The organism is Larkinella humicola (assembly GCF_008727875.1).
In the GTDB taxonomy this organism is placed as follows: Bacteria; Bacteroidota; Bacteroidia; order Cytophagales; family Spirosomataceae; genus Larkinella; species Larkinella humicola.
In genome coordinates, this window is the sequence record NZ_VTWS01000001.1 from 1,842,438 (window position 1) to 1,859,538 (window position 17,101).

A 17,101-nucleotide genomic window follows, 5' to 3' on the forward strand; every position below is an offset into this window, starting at 1 on the left:
CTATGGCAAATTTTGCAATCGATGCAGTAAAAGCAACCACGTATGACGCCATCGTGATCGGATCAGGGATCAGTGGCGGTTGGGCTGCGAAAGAGTTGACGGAGAAAGGATTACGTACCCTGGTGCTGGAACGGGGCCGCGACGTCAAACACGTGGTCGACTACCCCACGACCATGCTCAACACCTGGGAAATGGAACACCGGGGCCAGTTACCGCTCGGCATCCGGAAGGAGAATCCGATTGTGGGCAAATGTTATGCTTTCCACGAAGGATCGGCGCATTTTTTCGTGAAGGATGCGGAACACCCGTATGTGCAGGAAAAACCGTTCGACTGGATCCGGGGCTATCAGGTAGGTGGAAAATCCTTGCTGTGGGCGCGCCAGACCCAGCGCTGGAGCGACTTCGACTTTCAGGGCCCGGCCCGCGACGGATTTGCGGTCGACTGGCCGATTCGGTACGCCGACATTGCGCCCTGGTATAGCCACGTTGAAAAATTCGCCGGTATTACCGGAAATAAAGACGGTTTAGCCACCCTGCCCGACGGCGAGTTTCTGCCTCCACACGAGTGGAACTGCGTTGAAAAATACTTTAGCCAGCAGATGGCGGCCAAATACAAAGACCGCCCGGTCATTATGGGCCGGGCCGCTCACATCACCAAACCGCAACCGATTCACCTGCAACAGGGCCGGGCGCAATGCCAGCACCGGACCATTTGTGAGCGCGGTTGCCCGTTTGGCGGGTATTTCAGCAGCAACGCTTCGACCCTGCCCTGGGCCGCCAAAACCGGCAAGCTGACTTTGCGCCCTCATTCGGTGGTGCATTCGATTATCTACGACGAGAAAAAAGGCAAAGCCACCGGCGTACGCGTGATCGACGCGACCACCAAGGAAATGATCGAGTTTTATGCCCGGATCATTTTTGTCAATGCGGCCGCTTTGAACACCAATCTGGTGCTGCTGAACTCGACCTCGAACCGGTTTCCGAACGGGCTGGGCAACGACAGTGGCTTACTGGGCAAATATGCCGCTTTCCACAACTACCGGGCGGGCATTTCGGGTGAATACGACGGGTATCTGGAATCGACCACCGAAGGCCGACGCCCCAACAGCCCCTACATTCCGCGATTCCGGAACGTTCACAAACAGGAAACCGACTTCCTGCGGGGTTACGCGGCCGGTTTTTCAGCCAACCGGATTTCGCGGTCGAATCAGGACGGTTTCGGCGCCGATTTGAAAGCGAATCTGGCCAATCCGACGCTGGGCGGCTGGAGCGTAGGTTCGCACATGATGGGCGAAACCATTCCGAAAGAGAGCAATTACGTGGCGCTGGACAAAAACCTGAAAGATCCGTTTGGCATTCCGCAGTTGAAAGTGTCGATTGTGTACGACGACAACGACGACAAGATGGTGAAGGATTACCAGGAGCAGATGATGGAAATGTTCACCGCAGCCGGTTTTAAGAACCTTCGCGTTCGTGACGACAAACGCAATCCGGGGCTGGACATTCACGAAATGGGCGGGGCTCGCATGGGCAAAGATCCCAAGACGTCGATTCTCAACAAATGGAACCAGATGCACCACGTCAAAAATGTGTTCGTAACCGACGGAGCATCGATGACGTCCACCTCAACCCAAAACCCGTCGCTGACCTACATGGCACTGACGGCCCGGGCGGTGGACTACGCGGTGAAAGAGATGAAAAAGACGAATCTGTAGAATTAAGTTATATCGCGGAGTTGAGCGGAGTTTATTTTTCTCTGCTCAACTCTTTTTTTCTCCGCTCAACTCCGCGATATAACTCTTTATCTATTTTACGCTCGTTTCCCCGTGGGGCGTGTGCAGAAATTTCTTCCCGGCAGCTTTGATTTTCAGCAGGGAACGCATCATGCGAAAGACCAGCAACGGGAAAGTCAGCACATCCCGAATCGAGATTTTCTGCCAGAGGTAACCCGGAATCGAGATCAGGAGGCTGAACAGTAGCGTTACCAACATACTGCCAAAGTAGCCCCAGACCATCTGATTACCAATCACCAAACCAGCCAGTGTTCCCACAAACAGGAGTGCGAGAAACAAAACGCGCGGGATAAGCAGCGCCTTCAGCAACCCGTTGAAAGCATGCCAGTTTCCCCTCATCAATTGCCGGATGCCGGTGCCGAAATACAGCTTCACAAAATGAATCTGAGCGGCAATCCAACGGGTACGCTGGCGTTCGAACACTTCCAGATTCTGCACCTTCTCGTCGTAAATCAGGGCTTGTTTCAGGTATGCGATCTCAATATCTTCGGTCAACAGCAACATTTCCAGCTCTTTGTCGTAGCCCCCGACCGAGCGAATCTGGCCCATGGCCCGCTTCATCGTTTCGGGTTCAAACGCCATGCCTGACCCAATCAGCGATGCCGAGAAGCCCAGCGCCCGCTGCCCACCCCGAAACAGGTGGTTGTTGACTTCTTCATTCATGGCGTCCAAAACCGCCACGCTGGTATTGGTGTTTTTAGCCACCCGGTGGCCCTGAACCGCCCGCCAGCCGCAGTCGAACGCCTGGTTGATCCGGTGCAGAAAATCGGGTGCCATGTGGTTGTCGGCATCAGAAACGAGCACTATGTCGTAGATCTGTTCCGGAAGAAGTTCAAGGGCTTTTGTCAGTGATTTCTGAACCGTCGATTCTTCAAAACTCACCACCAGAACCTTGACGGGAAATTGGGCAAGTTGCTGCAAGGTCTCGGCGCGAAACGAGTCGGCAATCACGTAAATGTCGTAGGAATCAGCGGGATACGTCTGTTGAAGATTGGCCTGAACCGAGTCCAGAATGACTTTATCCTCTTTGTAGGCGGGTACCAGAACGGCAATTCGGCGGGTGCGGGTCGTGGTTTTGGTCTCGGGTTCGCTGTCGTCTCCGCCAAACCAGCCTGCCAGGGCACAAACAAGAAGATACAGAATGTTAAATCCGAGGTAAAGACCGACCGGCAGAAAAATCAGATACCCTACAAAATCCATGATTCGGTAAAATTATCACTGTACAAACCAATTCTGCTCGTCAATTTGTCTGATAATTTTCGCTTCACCCAGGATACGGCTGTTTTTTCTACGGCGGTCTTCCTCTTTCTAACCATCAGATTCATGCCGATCTGACAGCAAATAATATACCATTTAATCAGTTAAGCGTGTTCTCAACCCAAAGATTTCCATTTGGCCTTGCGCTGAGTACTTTTCAGGAGTCTACTTTCAATCAGTAGGACAGAGAAATTAATGTCTGGTAATAGAAATAATTATCAAGCCCGTACGGGCACGGCCTGGGCATAATAAGGAGCGGCACCAACCACGGGTCGCGAAAAGGGAATTGAAACCCTGCGGAGCATCGCCCGGATTTTGGCCTGCAATTCGAGCGGATTGAACGGTTTTGTCATGCAATCATCAGCGCCATTTTCCAGACACCGAATGCGGGTATTGCTGTCTTCAGAACCCGACAGGGCCAGAATGGGAAGCGAATGGTAGCGGCTACTCTTCCGAACGAGTTGGATCAATTCCAAACCGTCCACCTTCGGCACTTTCAGGTCGGTGACAATGAAATCAGTAGAAAGGCCTTTTTCGAGCAGATTCATGGCTTCATTCCCATTAGAGGCCACAATCACATTAAATTCATCAGCAAGTGTCTCCAGCAGGATCCGAACCAGGAAACGATTACTCTCTATAATCAACAGGTTTACTTTCGGGAATTTCATAGCACGTTGTTTTTTTTCTTCAATCAGAATACAAGCTCAAGGACTGACAAAGTACGGTATTACAGAAAATAATAAGTAAAAACACTTATTTTAGCATTCTTTACTGGTCAATTAAATGACAAATATCGGTCATGGAAATTTGAGTACAATCGTTAAGGCTTTTGCATTCAACAAGCAAAAATTGATAATAATACCCTGTCTATTAAATGATTAAATCAAAAACATACAGTATCATTCTCTTTCTGCCCACCAACATTACCAAACAGCAGGACAAATATAGAATACCTAATTTTAAGTAAAAACAAAAATGTGTAATTATTTTTGCAAGATGAGAAAATAATCATGCTCCCTGCAAAGGCCCCGACAGAAAATGAACCTCTGTCCGGCATTAGATCGGGAATGTTACCGTATTTCTACCTTAGGCAACCTACAATGTGCAGAATCTCCAAATTACCAGACACACTTGGCACGATATGTGATTGGTGTTCAAGGCTACTTCTGACAGATTATGGCTGTTTTTCAATGGTAGCCAGTGAACACAATCGGTACCATGCGAGCAGTCTACTTCCCTAATTTAAACGGCTTACGATTCATCGCTGCTCTTTGGGTGATCATTCACCACATTGAACAAATCAAGCTTATTTTCAAAGTCGATAACTACTGGCACCTGCCCTTCGTCGATCTGATCGGGAAGCTGGGTGTCGTGCTGTTTTTTGTCCTGAGCGGTTTTTTAATTACCTACCTGCTTTTGCAGGAAAGAGCGGTTACGGGCACGATTGCAATCCGCCATTTTTACCTGCGACGGGTGCTCAGAATCTGGCCGCTGTATTACCTGATCGTGGTTTTAGGCTTGTTCGTGCTGCCCCACATCCCGTTTTTTGACATTCCGATTTATTCTGATTTACTGCACAGAAGTTTCCTGGTCAAAGTCATCCTGTTCATTGTTATTCTGCCCAACCTGGTAGCCACGCCCGTACCCCACATCAACCAAACCTGGTCGATTGGGGTGGAGGAGCAGTTCTACGCCTTCTGGCCTTTGCTCATGAAAAAGGTGGGCCATCCGCTGCGGGTGGCCTTAGGCACGATTGTGGTCTACCTGCTGATCAAGTTTGGGCTGCTCTTTCTAACTTCCAGTGGCGTCACCCACCAGGCTATCAGCTTTGTAGCAAAATTCTGGAACAGCTTCAACGTGGATTGCATGGCCATTGGCGGGGTGATTGCCTGGGCACTTTTCTACCGCCGGGAAGGCATTCTCCGCGTGCTGTTCAACCGCTGGTTGCAAGCCGCCGTTTACCTGCTGACGGCTTTCATGATCGTTCGGGGAGTTGAAATCCCGTATCTGCACCAGGAAACGTATGCCTGTCTGTTTGCGGTGATCATTCTCAACCTGGCCGCCAATAAACAGACACTCATCAAACTCGAACACCCGGTTTTACATTACCTCGGCAAGATTTCGTTCGGCATCTATATGTACCACATGATCGCGATTTTAATCGCTTTCAAACTGCTGCAACCCGTTTTTCCGGGCAACAACTGGCTGCTCTACAGTGCCAGCATTCTGCTGACCATTCTCCTGGCTGCGGCCTCCTACGAATGGTTTGAACGCCGGTTTATCAAGGCTAAAATCAAGTATTCCAAAGTTGTCAGTGGCGACAATATTGCCGAGCCGGTTGTCAATTCGCCCGGCGCTACCGACGCTATCCAACCGACCCTGACCAACACCAAATAACCGTACCGTGAGCGCCCTGCCGGGGGTTCTAATTCGCAAAAATGGGCAATCAGACCGCTTCCTTATCGTACACCATACAGAAGAACTTCTGGTTATTCAGCCTGCTTGGAACCCTCATTGCCGTAGCTTCCGGTTTCCTAATTGCCAGACTAGGAATTCTCGGATCGGCGGTCATTATCATCCTACCGCTCGGGCTTCTTCTGGTGGGAGGTGTGCTGGCCGAGCCCAAATTCGGTTTTCTGGTCTATGTGCAGCTCAGTTTTCTGGTCAATGCCCTCGCCCGCTTTCTGCCCGTCAGCATCCCCTTCGGGATGATTATCGACGGCATTCTCGGACTTACCGTGCTGAGTCTGATCGTGAACAACCGGCGATTGTCGTGGAAACGGTTGCATCATCCGGCTTTTTACCTCGTCGGAATCTGGTTTTTTTACACGGTGCTGGAAATCTTTAATCCGGAATCGCCCTACCGGGCCGCCTGGTTTTTTCACGCCCGCTCCTTTTCCCTGCATTTTTTCATTGTCACCTGCACCATGCTGGTCATCGACCTGACGCGGGGCGATATCCTGATTATTCTTCGAACCTGGCTCATCTGGTCCTTTCTGGCGGCCCTCTGGGCGTTCAAGCAGCAATACATTGGCCTGACCACCAACGAGATGATCTGGCTCAACTCGGGAGCCGCTTCGACGCACATCCTGTTTGGTCACCTGCGCAGTTTCTCGTTTTACACCGATGCCTCGCAGTTTGGGGCCGAAATGGCCGCCGTTTCGCTCCTCTGCTTTATCTGGAGTTTTGAATCCGAAACGTTGCCGCGCAAGCTGGGGTACCTGTTCCTGCTCCTGGTCTATTTCTGGGGCTACGCCGTTTCGGGAACGCGCAGCGCCCTTTTTGTGCTGATTGCCGGCTACGGTTTTTATCTCTTCATGAAGCGGGACCTGGTCAAAATTGCCATTGGGATCTGCGTGGCAGCTCCCCTGCTTTTTGTCCTGAAATATACCAACGCCGGCAGTGGAAATTACCAGATTCAACGCATGCGAACGGCCCTGAATCCGCTGGAAGATCCGTCGTTTCTGCTGCGGTTGAAAAACCAGCAAAAACTGGCTAATTACCTGAAAGACTTACCATTCGGTGCGGGCATAGGAACCTCACTCGATACAGGTCAGCGGTTTTCGCCCAACCACTGGGCCGCCCAGATTTCGCCGGATAGCTGGTATGTCGAGCTGTGGATCGAAACCGGCCGGGTGGGCATGGTTCTGTACATTATGATGCTGATCGCGCTGATTTCGATTGGGGTTTACCGGGTCTGGCACCTGAAAGACCCCTGGCTCACCTCCACGATGCGGGGCCTGGTGGCAGTTTTTGTCGGCATCGCCGTCATGGGGTATTCCAACCCGGTTCTGGGTCAGTTCCCCACCAGTTCCATGCTGTTCATCAACGCACTCCTGTTCACCACCTGCAATCGGTGGGACAAGAGCTAGGCGGCTTACGGTTTTCGGTTTTCGGTTTTCGGTGGCTAACGCTGTTACAAACCCGACCGGTAGCCTGCGTCAGCCACCGAAAACCGAATACCGAATACCTATACTTTTAATCCTTATTCCTCAACCTCTATGAAACGTCGCCAAGCCATTCTGGGGATCACCCTTTTGGGAGCTGGCAGTGTAGCCTTCAAGGGCTTCAAGTGGATTTCCTGGTACAAAAATCCCGATCTGGTGTTCATCCACAGCCAGAAAGAACTCCTGGCGGCTTTGGCTGAAACGATTATTCCGGCCACCGATACGCCGGGCGCCATTGCCGCCGGGGTACCTGATTTCATCCTGAAAATGGTGCTGGAAAACACGCTGAAAGTTTCCCAGAACCGCTTCATCGAAGGCCTGAAAGCCGTCGATCCTTACAGCATCAGCCGGTTTGGAAAACCGTACATAAGATGCTCCCGGCAGGAGCAAAACGAGGTGATGCGGCATTTCGAAAAAGACGGAAAACCGTTTGAGGGAATTCCCGGAAAAGTGGAGCGGAAACTGATTGGCAATTCGTTTTTTACCACCCTGAAAGAATACACCTGCGTCGGGTATTACACGTCGATGACCGGCGCAACCCAAGGGCTGGCCTATGTTTTTACGCCTGGCCACTACACCGGTTGTATTCCGCTTTTTGCCGGACAAAAATCCTGGGCCATCCGCTAACCACGACCTTTCCATGACCCCCATTCCTGTTAAAAACAACGGAAAAGAATTGTATACTTTCGATGCCATTGTCGTCGGTTCCGGCATCAGTGGTGGCTGGGCCGCCAAGGAACTCTGCGAGCAGGGCCTGAAAACGCTGGTGCTGGAACGGGGCCGGAACGTCGAGCACATCACCGACTACCCCACCTCCGAGAAAAACGCCTGGGAATTCCCGTACCGGCTTAGCACCGTGTTGCAGGACCGGCGGCAGAGTCCGGTTCAAAGCAGTTGTCCGGTCTATAACGAAGCCACCAAACATTTTTTTGTCAACGACCAGGAGCACCCCTACATCCAGGAAAAACCGTTTTCCTGGATCCGGGGTTACCAGGTGGGCGGGCGGTCGCTCACCTGGGCGCGGCAGTGCTACCGGCTCGGCGAACTGGATTTTGAAGCCAATGCCAAAGACGGCATTGGCGTCGACTGGCCCATTCGCTACCGGGAAATTGAACCCTGGTACGATTACGTCGAGAAATTTATCGGCATCAGCGGTCAGGCCGAAGGACTCCCCCATTTACCAGACAGCCAGTTCTTGCCCCCCATGGAGCTGAACTGCGTGGAAACCCACCTGAAACAGCAGATTCGCCGTCACTACAACGACCGGATTCTTACCATTGGCCGGGTTGCGAACCTCACGCGTGGCTGGAACGGGCGTGGCCCCTGCCAACACCGGAACCTATGCAACCGGGGCTGCCCATTCGGCGGGTATTTCAGCAGTAATTCGGGCACATTACCCGCAGCAGCTCATACGGGGAACCTGACGTTACGGCCGGATTCCATCGTCGCCGAAGTGCTGTATGACGAACACAAAAACCGGGCGACCGGCGTGCGGGTGATCGACGCCCACACGAACGAAGTGACCGATTATTTTGCCCGGATTATTTTCCTGAATGCCTCAACGATTGCCACAGCCTCGATTTTGCTGAACTCCGTTTCGAGCCGGTTTCCCAACGGACTGGGCAATTCGAGTGATCAGGTCGGGCGGAATCTGATGGACCATTTCATGATGGGAGGGGCACAGGGCGAGTTTGAAGGCTTTCAGGATCAATACTATAGCGGTCGGAGACCCACCGGTTTTTACGTTCCCCGCTTCCGAAACATTAGTCCCGAGACCCGGAGCAAAGACTACCTGCGCGGGTTTGGCTACCAGGGCCGGGGCGAACGGGCCGAGTGGGGAGAGTTATACCGGGGCACCAGCGGTTTTGGCGAATCGCTGAAAGCCACCCTCGCGAAGCCCGGCCCCTGGAACGTGGTGATGGGGGCCTGGGGCGAAACCCTCCCCTACGACGACAACCGGGTGACCATTGATCCGGAGGAGCGCGACCAATGGGGCTTACCGCTCGTGCGAATTAATTTTAAGTACCGCGAAAACGAGATCAACATGCGATCTGACATTAAAAACAGCGCGGCAGAAATGCTCGAAAAAGCCGGCTTCAAAAAGGTGGAAAAATTCTATTTTGACCAGCCGCCGGGTTCTGCCATTCACGAAATGGGAACCGCCCGGATGGGCCGCGACCCCAAAACGTCGGTGCTCAATGCCTTCAACCAGATGCACGATGTCAAAAATGTGTATATTACCGACGGCAGTTGCATGACTTCGTCGGCCTGCCAGAATCCGTCGCTGACCTACATGGCGCTGACGGCCCGCGCCTGCGCCCATGCGGTTTCTGAACTGAAGAAATTAAATCTGTAGATGATAGCGAACGACCGCCTGAAACTGGCCCATTTGATTCTGGCCCACGGACAACCCGAGCAACTCAGCCGCCTGATTCAGTCATTGCAGCACCCCAATGCGGATTTTTACATTCACATTGACGAAAAAACCGATCTGACGCCGTTCCTGAAAATGCGGAAAAACCTGAATGTTTTCTTCATCCGAAAACGGGAAAAGGTGTTTTGGGGAGCCTACAGCATTGTTCAGGCCACCCTGAACGGGTTTGAAGAAATCGTTGCTTCCGGCATTCCGTATGCCTACATCAATCTGCTGAGTGGCCAGGATTATCCGCTCAGACCGCCCGGTTTTATCCATGATTTTTTGAAAGAAAACGCCGGAACGCAGTTCATGGAGTTTTTGTCGGTGGATTACGAATGGCACGAGGCTCTGCCCCGGGTGAAAAAATACCACCTCATCAATTATTCTTTTACCGGAAAATACGCGGTCGAAAAGCTGCTGAATGCGGTATTACCCAACCGGAAAGCGCCGGAAAACCTAACCTTTGTGGGTCGTTCTCAATGGTTTACGATTACTTTAGGCGCGGTTCGTTACATTTTGCTGTATCTCCGGGAACATCCGCAGGTCGTCCGCTTTTTTAAAATGACCTGGGGGGCCGACGAACTGATTTTTCAAACCATTCTGTATAATTCCGCTTTCAAACCGGCGATGCGCAACGAGAACCTGCGCTACATCGACTGGTCGGAAGGAAACGCGAGCCCAAAAACGCTGACGGTGGCGGATGAAACCGCCCTGCGGAACTCCGGGAAGCTCTTCGCCCGAAAATTCAACAGCACGACGGAACCCGAAATCATGGACATTCTGGACGCTTCGTTGCTGAAACGCTGACGTATTCAGACCTGAACCGCCGGTTTTGTCCACGTTTTTTCGACCGGGTCATACTGCTTCAGCAAGCGGGCCGGATTGCCACCTACCACGGAATACGGCGGAACGTTCCGCGTCACGACACTTCCCCCCGCCACCACCGAATGCCGACCGATGGTGACCCCCGCCGTAATGACGGCATTGGCGCCAATCCAGCATTCATCTTCAATCACAATTGGCCGGGTAACGACGGGCTGCTCCCGAATCGACCGGCTCACGTCTTCGTAGGAATGGTTCAGGCCCGACAGTACGACGTGCTGGGCAATGATCACATCCGTCCCGATCGTCACCGGCCCGATCACCACCGACCCAATGCCGACCGTACACCGATCCCCAATCAAAACCGGTCCCACACCGTTGTTGATCACACTGAATGCTTCGATCACACTGTGCGAACCCAGCGCGAAGGGGCTGAAAGGCAGCACATCGAGCCGCACCGACGACCGGATCATCGACGTCCGGTGCCGTTTGTGAATGAACGGATTCACGAACCAGCTCACCCACCGCCGGGGCCGGGCCTCATGCCGGGGGATCAACAGCCAGTGGATCAGGTGTTTTAGCCGGGGGTTGCGGTCGATGAACGCTTTCATACGGTTTTCAGAAACGAATCAGATGGTTTGGGGCTGAGAGACAAGCAGTTGATCAATGGCATCGGTTAAGGCCCCCACCGAATTGGCCCAGGTATGCTCCCAGGCAAAGGCAATCCGTTCGTCGGGCGACGACAGGATTTTACCATTCAGAACGTCGGCGATGCGGGCAACAAATTGCTCTGCGTTTTCGGCCAGGTAAACGTGTTGATCAAACAACGCCATCGTTTCCGTTTTACCGGCAACGACCGGTTTTCCCATCGCCAGGTATTCGTCAATTTTGCGCGGATAATTCCCGATGGTCACTTCGTTCAGGACCTGTGGATTGATCAATACGTCCATAGCCGCCAGATAGGCCGGAATCTGATGGGGCGATTTGGAGCCCAGAAACGTCACATTGGGCAGGGCTTTCAACCGTTCGGTGGGGAACGAGTCGTCGGTGGCGCCAATCAGAACCACCTGCCAGTCAGGCCGTTGGCGAGCTACGGTTTCGATCAGACCACCATCCAGCCGCAAACCGGTGAGCGCGCCGGCGTAGCCAATGCGGGGATAAGGAATCGCAGCCATGTCGGCCGGTATTTCGTGGATGGCCGCCGGATCGAACATTTTCAGGTCGCAGCCCTGCCCCACATACACCGAACGCGGGTTGTACCGGGCCGCCTGGTTGGCGAGGTAGAGCGAATTACTGGCCACCAGATCGACCTTACTCATCAGCAGCGGTTCCAGCCGTTCGCCGTGCCGCTTCCAGAAATCGACCGCCAAAAAATTGTCCCGCAGGTAATAGACATAGACCGCCGGTTTGAGCAATTCCTTCAGGTAAAAGCCCTGAAGCATGTCGTTGTCATTGATCAGAACAAAGGATTTCCAACCTAACTCCTTTACGGCCAGCTTGATTTCGTTCGACAAAACCGTGCCGTTGTAGCGGTTGGCCCAATCGTAGAGGGGCGTGTCGGGCAACCAGTTAAAGGAGCCCAGCAACGATTGGGGCGACAACACCCAGAGGTTCGGTTCGGCCTGAAACAGGTGTTTGCCCTGGTTTTCGGCCACAAATTCGTCGCGTCGCTGCGCCCGGCCCGATTTTTTGGAAAGCCGCGCCGACCAGTCCAGCGGTTCGTTGACAAACAGCACCGAATGGTGTTCGGACAAGGTTCGGGCCATGTCCCGAATGTTGCTGCCCAACTGCTTTTCCTCCCAGGGCTGCCGGGATGTGATGACAAAATTCGTTCTGCCAGACAACTTATTCATGATTCTGAAGGATACCTGATTAGACTTTCTCGATGATCTTTAGTTTTGACATTTGCTTCTGCCCCTAAATCCCCTAAAGGGGGCTTGGTCGTCGAATTGCCCAGATGCAAAAATTCCACTCTAGGGGATTTAGGGGCAGAAGCAAATAATCTTTAATTGTGTCTGATAAACAACATCTTCACCAATCTCTTTCCCGGAAGGACAGAGCAAATAGTATGCTTGATTTTCAGGAGACTTGCGCGCCTGAATATTTGTCTGATAATTTAAACTGGAACAGGCTCAAATCATTTTCGAAATAAATATTACCGGGGTCACTCTGCGTGTATACGCAGAACCATTCCCTTACAATATAAAGAAAAACAATTAGTTAACAGAAATCCCTACTTTATGCTTGCGGATGTAATACAAATCCCGCAACCACAGAATGGTACTGTTTTTGCTACCAGTATTCTGTTAATTATACCATGCGACCTTCTACCGGCCGATCCTTCGTGATGACATCCAGATTATTAAATTTAGTATTCAATACACATCGAAAGGGTATCATATTGCCTTTCTTATGTCTATTTATACACCCTCTGCTTTTCGGTCAAACGACGGTTCCCACCACCCAAACGCCCGCTGGTCAGGCCGTTTCGGCACCGAATGATACCCTCTACCTCGACATTACCCAGGACCTGTCCACACAACTGCTGCCTTTTGAAGAAATCTACAAACTGGCCCTCGCCCGCTCTCCGCTGATCCGGCTGGAAAATGAGTCCATCATTACCCAAAATGCGGATTACAAACTTTCTAAAATACAGATTCTGGAGTCGGCAACCGGTTTTACCAATTATTCCTTTGGAAACCAGGCCATTCTATCGAATACCTCCTTCGGGGCCGATGCGCTGGGACAGATTGCCAATGGCTACCGGACGGGCGTCGGGCTTCAGATCAGTCTGTATGACCTGTTTGGCAGAGGTCACAAAATCCGGCAGGCCCGCGCTAATTATCAGTCAGCCGTAATCAAAAAAGAAATCGCAGAGCTGCAATTAAAAAAAGACCTGGTTACCATTTATCAGGATTTGATGACCTCGCAGCGGGTGTTAAAAATCCGGATTCAGGACGAACAGGCGGCTTTTGCGGTTTACCGGATTGCCGAAGCCGACTCTCAACAGGGGCGCATCGATCCGAAAAGTATGGCCACGGCTAGCAATGGCTATGCCCAAACAAAGTCCATTGCCGAACAGGCACGAGGTGAATTCCTGAAAAACGTCTTCTACCTCGAAGCAACAGTGGGTGTTCCGATTCAACAGCTAAAACGTAAATAACTTCACTCTCATCAATGACACCACGGGTCTTCCTGCGTCTATTAAAACAGCATGCGCTCTGGTTTATTCTGATTCCTGTTCTGACGGCGGGTTCAGTCTATTTTTTTACGAAAGATGACCCCCGGGTTTTTAAATCCCAGGCAACGCTCTACACGGGGCTGGCGTCCGGCTATTCGCTGCTTTCGGATCAGCAGGCCGGTTTTATCGACCACTCAGCGGCTGCTTTTGAAAACTTGCTGACTACCCTCAACTCCAAGGAAACCCTGCGTCAGATTGGGGTGGATTTGCTGACCCGACACCTGCCGCTCGACAAGCCGGACGGAAAAATCCAGTCACTGCCCGCTTTCCAGGAACTTCGTCTGCACATCCCAGAACCCTTGCGGCTCTCCCTCACTAAAAACGCGGATGAGGCTACATTGCACGCCCGGATCGACAGCCTCTCGCGCAGTTCCACGGACAATCCCGTACAATACATCCTGCTGAAATCGTACGCCTACTGTTCGATTTCGACGATTGGCAAAAAACTGAAAGCCACCCGCCGTAGCCCCAGCGACATGCTCGATCTGGAGTATGAATCGTATGATCCCGCCATAGCGCAGCAAACCCTGAGTTATGCCATTGCCATTCTGAACAAACGGTATACGACTCTGAAAACCGCCGAAACGAACTCGGTCGTCAGTTACTACGAAGAACAAGCGAAAGCGTCGAAGAAGCGGTTGGATGATGCCGAAAACAAACTTAGGGCCTTCAGTGTCCAGCATAAATTGCTGAACTTCGAGGAGGAGTCGAAAAACGTCGCGGCTTCACGGGAGCTGTTTTCCGGCGACTACAACAAGGAGCTGATGACCAACAAAGCCGCCAAGGCTTCCATGGATGCACTCAACAAGCGTTTGGGACAACTGGGTCCGATGTTGCTCGCCAGCAGTGATCTGAAAGCGAAACAGGCCGAGTTGACTGATGCCCAGAATCAGTTGGTCAACGCACAGGCGTATGGACAGCCGCAAAACGTCGTTACCCGTTTGCAAACCCGGGTCGAGCAGGCATCGGAAGCCCTGAAAGTAACCGCCCGCAACTACACGGCGGCTGAAAGTACGCCCGAATCCATTCCGCAACGTACGCTGCTGAACGAGTGGCTCGAGAAAGTCATCGACTTTGAGGAATCGTCGGCCCGGCTTGAGGTATACAAAGCCCGCATGGGTGAATACCAGACCAAAACGGATGAATACAGCCCACTGGAATCCGAACTGCGGCAGTTGAATCGGGATTTAACGTTGGCAGAAAAAGATTACCTGACTTCGGTTCAGTATCTGAATCAGGCCATTACACACCGCCAGGACATCTCAGTGGATGGCGCGCTGACTACGCTGGATGCGCCCAACTTTCCGTACGATGCGCAATCCAAACGGTGGCTCTTTATTGCGCTCGGCTTCGGCGTGGGCTTGTTCATTGCCCTGCTGTTGACCGCCATCCGGTTCTGGATCGACCGCCGGATCAGTTCGCCGGAGCAGGCCGAGTCGCTGATCGGGCGACCCGTTGCCGCTGTTTTCCCGAAGGTGAGCAAGTTCACGATCGACTCCAAAGCCGGCCGAACGGCCCTGAGCATGTTCGAGCAGTTGTGCAATGCGATCAATTTCGAGATCATCAAAACCACCGCGACAAAACCGTATCCGCCCCTGATCACGCTGTTCAGTGTGCGCTCAAAACAGGGAAAAACCTGGGTGGCCAACAGCCTCGGCCGGATGTATGCCGAAGCCGGCCAGCAGGTTGCCTATTGTTATCCGCGCCTGAACGACGAGCAGCAGAAAGTGGAGCAGGAAGGCGTTACGTTTTTTCCCTACACCCGGCGCTCGGACCTGATGAATGTCACGGAAATTGAGTACCTGTTCGACGAACAAACCAAATTCGATGCTTCTCAATTCGACCGGATTATTCTGGAAATACCGGCGCTCATTAGCAGTCCGATCCCGGTTTATCTGATCGACCAAAGCACGGTTTCGATTCTGGTGACGGACGTCAACAGCATTTGGGCCCGAACAGAGCGGAAAGTGCTGGAGATGTACCTGAAAATTGCCACTCACACGGTCGTAACGGTTTTGAACCGGGTCGACGGCAGTTACATCGACGCCCCCAGCAAGGCCGATGCCCAGCAAAGACCGGTTCAGCCCGAACACTCACTGGAGGTACAGCGCACCCTCCGTTCATTGGAAAACCAGCGGACGCTTCAATACGGAAAACTATCGTAGCCGATTTTAAAGGAACATGAGTACGAAACAACAGGCCATCAGTGGCGGGAAATGGATCACAATTTCCACCGTAATTTCGACGGTGTTCCAGTTTCTGCAGGTTTCCATTCTGGCCCGAATTCTGGAACCGTCTATTTTTGGGGTGGTCAGTGTCAGCACGCTGATCATCAATTTCTTTTTCATTTTCAGCAATCTAGGCTTTTCCAACTCCATTATTTCCAAGCAGGAAAGCGACCCCAAAGTACTTTCAACCCTGTACTTTATGGGTTTATTACTGGGAGGAACCGTCTTCCTGATCGTCTATTTCAGCTCCCCGCTCGTCGTGTCGTTTTACCACGAACCCAGGCTGGACAAAGTCATTAAACTGGCATCTTTTTATTTCATTATTAATTATTTAGGCCAGATTTATCTGTTCATTCTCCAGAAAGAACTGCAATTTAAATCGGTCGCCATCATTGAAATCATTGGCACCTTTACCGGTACGTCCATTGCCATCGCCATGGCCTATAACGGTTTTGCCGAAACGTCCCTGATCATTGGGTATCTGATCATGCACGTCGTCCGAACAGCCCTGTCCATTATCCTCGGTTTAAAGTATTTTATTCCTTCGCTTTATTTCAACCTCAGCATCATTAAAGAGCATCTCCGGTTTGGGTTGTTCAATGTCGGTGACGGTTTAATCGGTTTTATCCAGGGGAATGCGGATAACATTATCGTTGGCAGTTTGCTGGGTGTAACGTCCCTGGGTTATTACACCATCGCGTATCAACTGGCGGTTTTTCCCATCAACAAACTGAATCCCATTATTTTGCAGGTTGCCTATCCGGTCTTGGCCAAGATGAAGGGCAATGATCTGGAATTAAAAAACTCGTATTTGAAAATTCTGGATATTATCAGTTACCTGAATCTGCCGTTACTGGCCGGTTTATACATCACCGCCGAAAGCGTTGTTCCGCTGTTTTACGGGCCGGGCTGGGACAACACCATTCCACTGATTAAGATCTTTGTTTTTCAAAGTTTTTTTGGCTGTCTGGCCCATCCGCTGTTCACCCTGGCCTTCACGAAAGGAAAACCCAATCTGCTGTTCTACTTAAACCTGGCTACCCTGGTGATCAAGGTGCCGTTGCTCTATTTCTTCGGGAAATACTGGCACGTGACGGGCATTGCTTTTTCGTATCTGACGACCACCTTCATCAGTTTAATTCTGAATTTTTACATCGCTCATTCGCTCATCGGAAATTTTATAAAAGAATTTTTAGCGAACATCATCAAACCGCTTAGTTTCTGTGCCTTGATGGTGTTGATGATTTTTGCTTATAAATATTTTGTCGGTTATGCCGGGGTGCTCAATACCATAGCGGAAGTTGCCATTGGCGGGTTGATTTATTTAACCCTGACGTTGCGGTATAAAGTAACCCTGCCAGAAATCAGAACATTCCGACAATCGTTGTAAAACCGAC

13 protein-coding genes are annotated in these 17,101 nt (G+C 51.7%); 9 read left to right on the forward strand and 4 right to left on the reverse strand.

The genetic code is table 11. From position 1 onward, the window contains the following. The first annotated feature begins 2 nt into the window (after positions 1-2). Complete coding sequence (locus F0P93_RS07875; RefSeq protein ID WP_150875767.1) at positions 3-1,715, forward strand: GMC oxidoreductase; 1,713 nt, start codon at positions 3-5, stop codon at positions 1,713-1,715. 90 nt (positions 1,716-1,805) lie between these two features. Here the strand turns inward: F0P93_RS07875 and F0P93_RS07880 are convergent, their stop codons facing one another. Both F0P93_RS07880 and F0P93_RS07885 read right to left on the reverse strand, forming a co-directional pair. Then, positions 1,806-2,993: a glycosyltransferase family 2 protein gene (locus tag F0P93_RS07880; protein WP_150875768.1), complete on the reverse strand. Its 1,188-nt coding sequence runs from the start codon at positions 2,991-2,993 to the stop codon at positions 1,806-1,808. Positions 2,994-3,268: 275 nt separating this feature from the next. After that, positions 3,269-3,718, reverse strand: a complete 450-nt coding sequence (locus F0P93_RS07885) for a response regulator transcription factor (RefSeq protein WP_150875769.1) — start codon at positions 3,716-3,718, stop codon at positions 3,269-3,271. A 550-nt stretch (positions 3,719-4,268) separates the two neighbouring features. On the opposite strand from F0P93_RS07885, the gene F0P93_RS07890 reads away from it, so the two are divergent. The 5 genes from F0P93_RS07890 (at position 4,269) to F0P93_RS07910 (ending at position 10,220) form a co-directional block, all read left to right on the forward strand. After that, positions 4,269-5,447, forward strand: coding sequence for an acyltransferase family protein (locus F0P93_RS07890; RefSeq protein WP_150875770.1), 1,179 nt, complete (start codon positions 4,269-4,271; stop codon positions 5,445-5,447). Positions 5,448-5,488: 41 nt separating this feature from the next. Further along, on the forward strand, positions 5,489-6,922 hold the full coding sequence (locus tag F0P93_RS07895; protein WP_150875771.1) for an O-antigen ligase family protein: 1,434 nt from the start codon (positions 5,489-5,491) through the stop codon (positions 6,920-6,922). Positions 6,923-7,051: 129 nt separating this feature from the next. After that, the gene (locus F0P93_RS07900; RefSeq protein ID WP_150875772.1) at positions 7,052-7,624 is read left to right on the forward strand and encodes a gluconate 2-dehydrogenase subunit 3 family protein; all 573 of its coding nucleotides are present in this window, start codon (positions 7,052-7,054) and stop codon (positions 7,622-7,624) included. Positions 7,625-7,637: 13 nt separating this feature from the next. Further along, a complete protein-coding gene (locus F0P93_RS07905) occupies positions 7,638-9,353 on the forward strand; it encodes a GMC oxidoreductase (RefSeq protein ID WP_150875773.1) in 1,716 nt (571 codons plus the stop codon). After that, positions 9,354-10,220, forward strand: coding sequence for a beta-1,6-N-acetylglucosaminyltransferase (locus F0P93_RS07910; protein WP_225309398.1), 867 nt, complete (start codon positions 9,354-9,356; stop codon positions 10,218-10,220). A gap of 5 nt (positions 10,221-10,225) precedes the next feature. On the opposite strand, the gene F0P93_RS07915 is transcribed toward F0P93_RS07910, so the two are convergent. Next, positions 10,226-10,846 (reverse strand): acyltransferase, encoded by a 621-nt coding sequence (locus F0P93_RS07915; RefSeq protein WP_150875774.1) that lies wholly within the window; start codon positions 10,844-10,846, stop codon positions 10,226-10,228. An 18-nt stretch (positions 10,847-10,864) separates the two neighbouring features. Then, positions 10,865-12,088 (reverse strand): glycosyltransferase, encoded by a 1,224-nt coding sequence (locus F0P93_RS07920; protein ID WP_150875775.1) that lies wholly within the window; start codon positions 12,086-12,088, stop codon positions 10,865-10,867. A gap of 548 nt (positions 12,089-12,636) precedes the next feature. On the opposite strand from F0P93_RS07920, the gene F0P93_RS07925 reads away from it, so the two are divergent. Genes F0P93_RS07925 through F0P93_RS07935 form a run of 3 tightly spaced genes read left to right on the forward strand, consistent with a single transcriptional unit; the run spans position 12,637 to position 17,094 of the window. Continuing rightward, a complete protein-coding gene (locus F0P93_RS07925; RefSeq protein ID WP_225309399.1) occupies positions 12,637-13,398 on the forward strand; it encodes a TolC family protein in 762 nt (253 codons plus the stop codon). Positions 13,399-13,412: 14 nt separating this feature from the next. Continuing rightward, on the forward strand, positions 13,413-15,641 hold the full coding sequence (locus F0P93_RS07930; protein ID WP_150875776.1) for a GumC family protein: 2,229 nt from the start codon (positions 13,413-13,415) through the stop codon (positions 15,639-15,641). A 16-nt stretch (positions 15,642-15,657) separates the two neighbouring features. Beyond that, positions 15,658-17,094 (forward strand): MOP flippase family protein, encoded by a 1,437-nt coding sequence (locus F0P93_RS07935; RefSeq protein WP_150875777.1) that lies wholly within the window; start codon positions 15,658-15,660, stop codon positions 17,092-17,094. Positions 17,095-17,101: the final 7 nt, after the last annotated feature.